Origin of the sequence: Aldersonia kunmingensis (genome assembly GCF_001646865.1) — a bacterium.
GTDB classification, from domain to species: domain Bacteria; phylum Actinomycetota; class Actinomycetes; order Mycobacteriales; family Mycobacteriaceae; genus Aldersonia; species Aldersonia kunmingensis.
In genome coordinates, this window is sequence record NZ_LRRB01000109.1 from 1 (window position 1) to 6,163 (window position 6,163).

The window sequence follows — 6,163 nt, forward strand, 5'->3', positions numbered from 1 at the left end:
GGACCCGCAAGCGCTGACCGACGAACAGTGGGCGCACTTCGTGTTCTTCCGCAACAACCCCAAGGGAATGTTCGCGGAGCGTTGGAGCCACGCTGCCGGATGCCGGCGTTGGTTCAACGCACTCCGTGACACCGCCACCTACAAATTCCACGGCGTGTACCGCATGGACGAGCAAAGGCCGACGATCTCGTGAACGCACCATTCCGCACCCGTCAGGGCGGCCGGATCGACCGGAACACCGCCTACACCTTCACCTTCGACGGCCAGGAGCTGACCGGTCACGCCGGTGACACGCTCGGCTCGGCACTGCTCGCCAACGGCGTGCACCAGGTCACCACGAGCATCAAGCTCGGTCGTCCCCGCGGCATCACCGCCGCCTGGGCCGAGGACACCGGCGGCCTGGTCCAGATCGAGGAGCCGTTCCCCGAGCCGATGCTGCTCGCGACGACCGTCGAACTATTCGATGGCCTCGTGGCGCGCGGTATCCCCGGGCAGGGTCGCCTCGCCGACATCCCGGACACCGCGAAGTACGACTCCACCCATGTGCACACCGACGTCTTGATTGCCGGCGCGGGCCCGACCGGCCTGGCCGCGGCGCTGACCGCCGCCCGCGCCGGGGTGCGCGTCGTCCTGCTCGACGAGCAGAGCGAGCCCGGCGGCGCACTGCTCGGCAGCACCGACACCATCGACGGCAAGCCCGCGCTGGAGTGGGTGGACGCCGCGGTCGCCGAACTCGCGAGCCATCCCGATGTGCTGCATCTGCAGCGCACGACGGCATTCGGGCATTACGACGACGGCTTCGTCCTGGCCGTGCAGCGGCGCACCGACCACCTCGGCACCGAGGCGCCCGCGGCGATCAGCCGCCAGCGCATCTGGCGGATCCGCGCGCCGCACATTGTCGTTGCCGCCGGCGCGCACGAGCGCCCCGTGGTTTTCACCGACAACGACCGGCCCGGCATCATGCTCGCGCACGGTGCACGGACGTTCCTGCACCGCTACGGCGTCAAGGTCGGCAACCAGGCTGTCGTCTTCACCACCAACGACAGCGCCTACGCCGCCGCGTTCGACCTGCACGACGCCGGCGTGCGTATCAACACGATCGTCGACGTTCGTCACGATGTGGCGGCGGACTTGCGCGCCGGGTGCGCCGAGCGAGGCATCACTCTCCGCAGCAACTCCGTTGTCCGCGGCACCCTCGGCAACGGGCGGATCAGCCACGCGATCGTGGCACGTGACGGCGATACGCCCGTTCCCCTCGCGTGCGACGCACTCCTCATCAGCGGTGGCTGGAATCCCGCGGTGCATCTGTTCAGCCAGGCGCGCGGCACGCTGCGTTACGACGATGCGCTCGGCGCGTTCGTGCCCGGCGAGCGTCTCGACGGCGTGACCGTCGCGGGCTCGGCCAATGGTGTGTTCGACCTTCCCGGATGCCTGCGCGAGGGCCGCGAAGTCGCAACCACGGTCGTGACCGACCTCGGATTCACCGTTGCTACCAATGCGATTGCGGGCGAATCGGATCCGGCGCCATCGCCTGCACCTGCCGCAGTGGTGTGGCACGTGCCGGACCCGGCCGGCGCCGAGCGCCAGTTCGTCGACGTCCAGCGTGACGCCACTGTCGCCGATCTGGCCCGGGCGGTCGGTGCGGGGATGCGCTCGATGGAACACATCAAGCGCTACACCACCATCGGCACCGCGCACGATCAGGGCAAGACGTCCGGCGTCGTGGCCTCGGGCATCACCTCGGAGCTGATCGGCACTCGGATCGAGGATCTCGGCACCACGACGTTCCGCCCGCCCTACACACCCGTTGCGTTTGCCGCCCTCGCCGGCCGCAGCCGTGGTCATCTGTTCGATCCGGAACGGGTTACCGCCGTTAATGATTGGCATGTCGACCGCGGTGCGGTTTGGGAAGACGTGGGCCAGTGGAAGCGCCCGCGGTACTACCCGCTGCCCGGTGAGGACATGGAGGCCGCCGTGCTGCGCGAGTGCGCGGCCGTGCGGACCGGCGTCGGCATCCTCGACGGGTCGACGCTGGGCAAGATCGACGTGCAGGGGCCGGATGCCGGCGCGTTCCTCGACCTGCTGTACACGAACATGATGAGCACCCTGAAGGTCGGCATGGTCCGCTACGGCGTCATGTGCGGCGTCGACGGCATGGTCATCGACGACGGCACGGTGATGCGCCTCGCGGAGGATCGCTACCAGGCCTTCACCACCACCGGCGGTGCCGCGCGAATCCTCGACTGGATGGAGGAATGGCTGCAGACCGAGTGGCCTCAGCTGCGGGTGCGGCTCACCTCGGTGACCGAGCAGTGGCACACCTTCCCCGTCGTCGGGCCGAAGTCGCGCGACGTCATCGGTGCGGTCTTCGCCGATCTCGATGTCAGCAACGAGGCCTTCCCGTTCATGGCCTGGCGCGACACCACGCTCGACGGGGTGCACGTGCGGATCGGTCGCGTCAGCTTCTCCGGTGAGCTCGCCTACGAGGTGAACGTCACCGGCTGGCACGCAACAGCGGTGTGGGAGAAGCTGATTGCGGCCGGCGAACGCTACGGCATCACCCCGTACGGCACCGAGACGATGCACGTGCTGCGCGCCGAGAAGGGCTACCCGATCATCGGCCAGGACACCGACGGGACAATCACCCCGCAGGACCTCGGCATGGAGTGGGTGGTGTCGAAGAAGAAGCCGGATTTCGTCGGCAAGCGATCGTTCACTCGCGAATCCAACGTCGATCCGCTGCGCAAGCAGTTCGTCGGGTTGCTCCCCCTCGATGCGGACACCGTGCTTCCCGAGGGCGCGCAGGTCATCGAGTCCATGAAGGACGGCATCCTGCCGCCCCCGCCGGTCCCGATGCTCGGCCATGTGACGTCGAGCTACCGCAGCGCCGAATTGGGTCGCCCGTTCGGGCTCGCGCTGGTCAAGGGTGGCCGCGCCCGCATCGGCGAAACACTGCACGTCCCCGTGGACGGAATCCTGGTGCCCGTGGAGGTCACCGGCACCGTCCTCGTCGATCCCGAAGGAGCACGTCGCGATGGCTGAGACACTTGTCGCCCGAAGCCCGTTGCAGGACTGGCAGTCCCGATTCGAAGCGCTCCCCATGTCGGCACGCGTCACCGAGGAACCGTTCGTCACCATGATCGACCTCTGGGTCGACCCGACGGGCCCAGGTGCTGCCGCGGCGGCCGAGATCTTCGGTATCGCCTCGTTGCCGACCACCGCTTCCACTGCGGTCACCGGAGCGAATGCGACAGTGATCTGGATGGGGCCCCAGGAATGGCTCGTGCTCGCGGGCAACCGCGCCGGCGAGGAGCTCGAGGCACAGCTGCGTGACGCCATCGGCGAGCACGGCGGCGCGGCCGTCGACGTCTCCGCCCAGCGGACCTCGCTGCGACTGCGGGGCTCCAATGCCCGCGCCGTCCTGGCCAAAGGCTGCTCACTGGACCTGCACCCCGCGGTTTTCGGGCTCGGCGCGGCGCCGCAGACCATGCTCGCGCTCGCAGGTGTCGTGCTGATCCCGTTGGACGACAACGGAACCGACTACCGCGTCCTGGTCCGGTCGTCGTTCGCCCGCTACCTGGCCGACTGGCTGATCGACGCCGCCGAGGAGTTCGGCGTGCGCTGGTAGGCCGGCCCACAGTCGTCGGCTCGGTGGACCTGTCTGCGCCGCGGTCCACCGAGCCGACACCCGACCCAACGACAGGACCGTTCGCGATGACTTCTGTTGCCGCACCGACCCCATCGAGGGTTATCGAGAGCCGAGATCGGCTGCTCAGCCGCCTCGCCAACCCAGCCGCGCTGGTGTGCGGCATCGTGAACGCGACGCCGGATTCCTTCTCCGACGGCGACCAGTACCGCGATCCCGAGCGGGCTGTCGAGCACGGCCGGAAGCTCGTCGCCGAGGGCGCCGAACTGCTCGACATCGGCGGAGAATCGACCCGGCCAGGATCGCATCCACCATCGGTGGGCGAAGAGATAGCGCGGATCGTCCCGGTGATCGAGGCGCTCGCAAGCACGACATCGACCCCCATCTCGGTCGACACCTCCCGCGCGGAGGTGATGCGGGAGGCCGTCGCCGCCGGTGCGGTGATGATCAACGATGTGCGCGCACTGCGCTCCCCCGGAGCGTTGAGCACGGCGGCGAGCTTGCGGGTTCCTGTCTGCCTGATGCATATGCAGGGCGAACCGGCCGATATGCAGGCTGCGCCCGCCTACACGGACGTCGTCGACGAGGTCGGTGAGTTTCTGCTCGACCGCGTCAGTGCCTGCCGCATGGCCGGAATCCCGCTGGACCACATCGTGATCGATCCGGGCTTCGGGTTCGGCAAGACGCTGCCCCACAATCTCGAGTTGCTCGGCTCGCTCCGACGCATCGCCAACCTCGGTTTGCCCGTGATGGCGGGGTTGTCCCGCAAGGGCATGCTCGGCACGATCACCGGCCGCGACGTCACTGCCCGGCAGCCGGCCTCGGTCGCGGCGGCCATGATTGCCGCCCAGCACGGCGCCTCCATCCTGCGAGTCCACGACGTGGCCGCCACCGTGGACGCATTGGCGGTCGCGCGGGCAATCCGTGAAGCCACTACCGAGCGGGCCCCGCACGGCGCCCAGCTGATGTAGCGTCGTCAATAACTGGTATCTCAGATGTGCCGTGTCATGTATTTGCCGAGGAGGTGGCGGGGATGACCGCACCGCGTGCAGCCCGCCAGACGAAGAAGGGCGCCAACGGAAGTCCGCTGCTGTCCGAACAGGCCTTCGAGGCCATTCGGGACAAGATCGTCTCGTTGGAGATTCCGCCCGGCGCCCCCATCGAAGAAGAGCAGCTGGCCGCGGAGCTCGGTGTCGGCCGCACGCCGGTACGGGAAGCGATCAAGCGCCTCGCCTACGGCCGTCTGGTCGTCATCTATCCCCGCAGCGGCAGTTATGCCGCCGACCTCGACCTAGCCGATCTCGAGGCGATTTGCGATATGCGCGAACGCCTCGAGGGACTCGCCGCGGAACGCGCCGCGAGCGAGGCGCGGTACGAGGAGCGCCAGGAACTGCGCGCGCTGCTCGACGAACTCGACGCGTGCACCGATCCGAGTGACCTGCTCGATCTCGACGTCGTCGTCCACCGTGCCGTCCATCGGATGGCGCACAATCCCTACCTACTCGACACGCTCACACAGAATCTCGATCTGTCGCTGCGGATGTGGAATCTCGCCCGCGAACGCCTCCCCGACCTCGAGCACCATGTGCACGGTCAATCGGAGGTCCTGCAGGCGATTATCGACCGGGACGGCGCGCGCGCCCGGGAGCTGGCCGAGGCCCATGTGCGGGACTTCGAGGACGACATCCGAAAGATGTTCTGACCCACCCGACCTGACCCTTTCCCATGGGCAAAACTCGCTCACAGGGCAGAAACTTCACACCCACGAACACAATTCGCACCCGTTTGGTCACACACGCACGGGCGTGCGCACGCGCTCCGGGTGGGTGTAGAGGTTCATGCTCTGCCCGCGCAGGAATCCGACGAGCGTCAGGCCCGCGTCCTCGGCGAGGTCGACGGCCAGCGACGAGGGCGCCGAGACCGCCGCGAGAATGGGAATGCCGGCCATCACGGCCTTCTGCACGAGTTCGAACGACGCACGCCCGCTGACCAACAGGACAGTGCCGGCCATCGGGATCCGGTCCTGCTCGGCTGCCCATCCGATCAGCTTGTCGACAGCGTTGTGCCGCCCCACATCCTCGCGCACGGCCAGCACCCGCCCGTCGGGCGTGAAAAGCCCGGCCGCATGCAGGCCGCCGGTGGTGGCGAAGACCTTCTGCGCCTCGCGCAGCGTGTCCGGCAATCCCGCGAGCACCTCGGTGTCCACGGTGGCCGGGTCATCGGCGGGGCTGTGCCGGGTGCGCGTGCGGATCGAGTCCAGGGAGGCCTTGCCGCAGACTCCGCACGACGAGGTGGTGTAGAAGTTACGCTCGATTCCGGTGTCGGGCAGCGTGACACCGGGCGCGAGGTCGACGTCAAGGACGTTGTACGTGTTCATCCCGTCGGGACCAGCACTGTTGCAGTACCGGACCGCAGCGATATCCGACCGGTCGCGGATGATCCCCTCGGTGAGCAGGAATCCCTGTGCGAGTTCCACATCGGAACCCGGGGTGCGCATCGTGACGGCCAGTGGGGTCC

The 6,163-nt window shown here is 68.1% G+C and carries 6 protein-coding genes; 5 read left to right on the forward strand and 1 reads right to left on the reverse strand.

Features of this window, described 5'->3' with window-relative positions:
* The 5 genes from A8G08_RS08040 to A8G08_RS08060 form a co-directional block, all read left to right on the forward strand.
* The coding region (locus tag A8G08_RS08040) for a sarcosine oxidase subunit delta (protein WP_068272490.1) at positions 1–193 on the forward strand (193 nt) is incomplete at its 5' end.
* On the forward strand, positions 190–3,042 hold the full coding sequence (locus A8G08_RS08045; protein ID WP_068272491.1) for a 2Fe-2S iron-sulfur cluster-binding protein: 2,853 nt from the start codon (positions 190–192) through the stop codon (positions 3,040–3,042). The genes A8G08_RS08040 and A8G08_RS08045, both read left to right, overlap by 4 nt.
* The gene (locus A8G08_RS08050) at positions 3,035–3,628 is read left to right on the forward strand and encodes a sarcosine oxidase subunit gamma (RefSeq protein ID WP_068272493.1); all 594 of its coding nucleotides are present in this window, start codon (positions 3,035–3,037) and stop codon (positions 3,626–3,628) included. The genes A8G08_RS08045 and A8G08_RS08050 overlap by 8 nt, the downstream gene beginning before the upstream one ends.
* Before the next feature lie 86 nt (positions 3,629–3,714).
* A complete protein-coding gene (gene folP, locus A8G08_RS08055; protein ID WP_068272498.1) occupies positions 3,715–4,617 on the forward strand; it encodes a dihydropteroate synthase in 903 nt (300 codons plus the stop codon).
* A 62-nt stretch (positions 4,618–4,679) separates the two neighbouring features.
* Positions 4,680–5,348, forward strand: coding sequence for a GntR family transcriptional regulator (locus A8G08_RS08060; RefSeq protein WP_068272502.1), 669 nt, complete (start codon positions 4,680–4,682; stop codon positions 5,346–5,348).
* Positions 5,349–5,435: 87 nt separating this feature from the next.
* Here A8G08_RS08060 and fdhD read toward each other — a convergent pair.
* Positions 5,436–6,163: formate dehydrogenase accessory sulfurtransferase FdhD (gene fdhD / locus A8G08_RS08065; RefSeq protein ID WP_068272503.1), on the reverse strand; the 728-nt coding region annotated here is incomplete at its 5' end.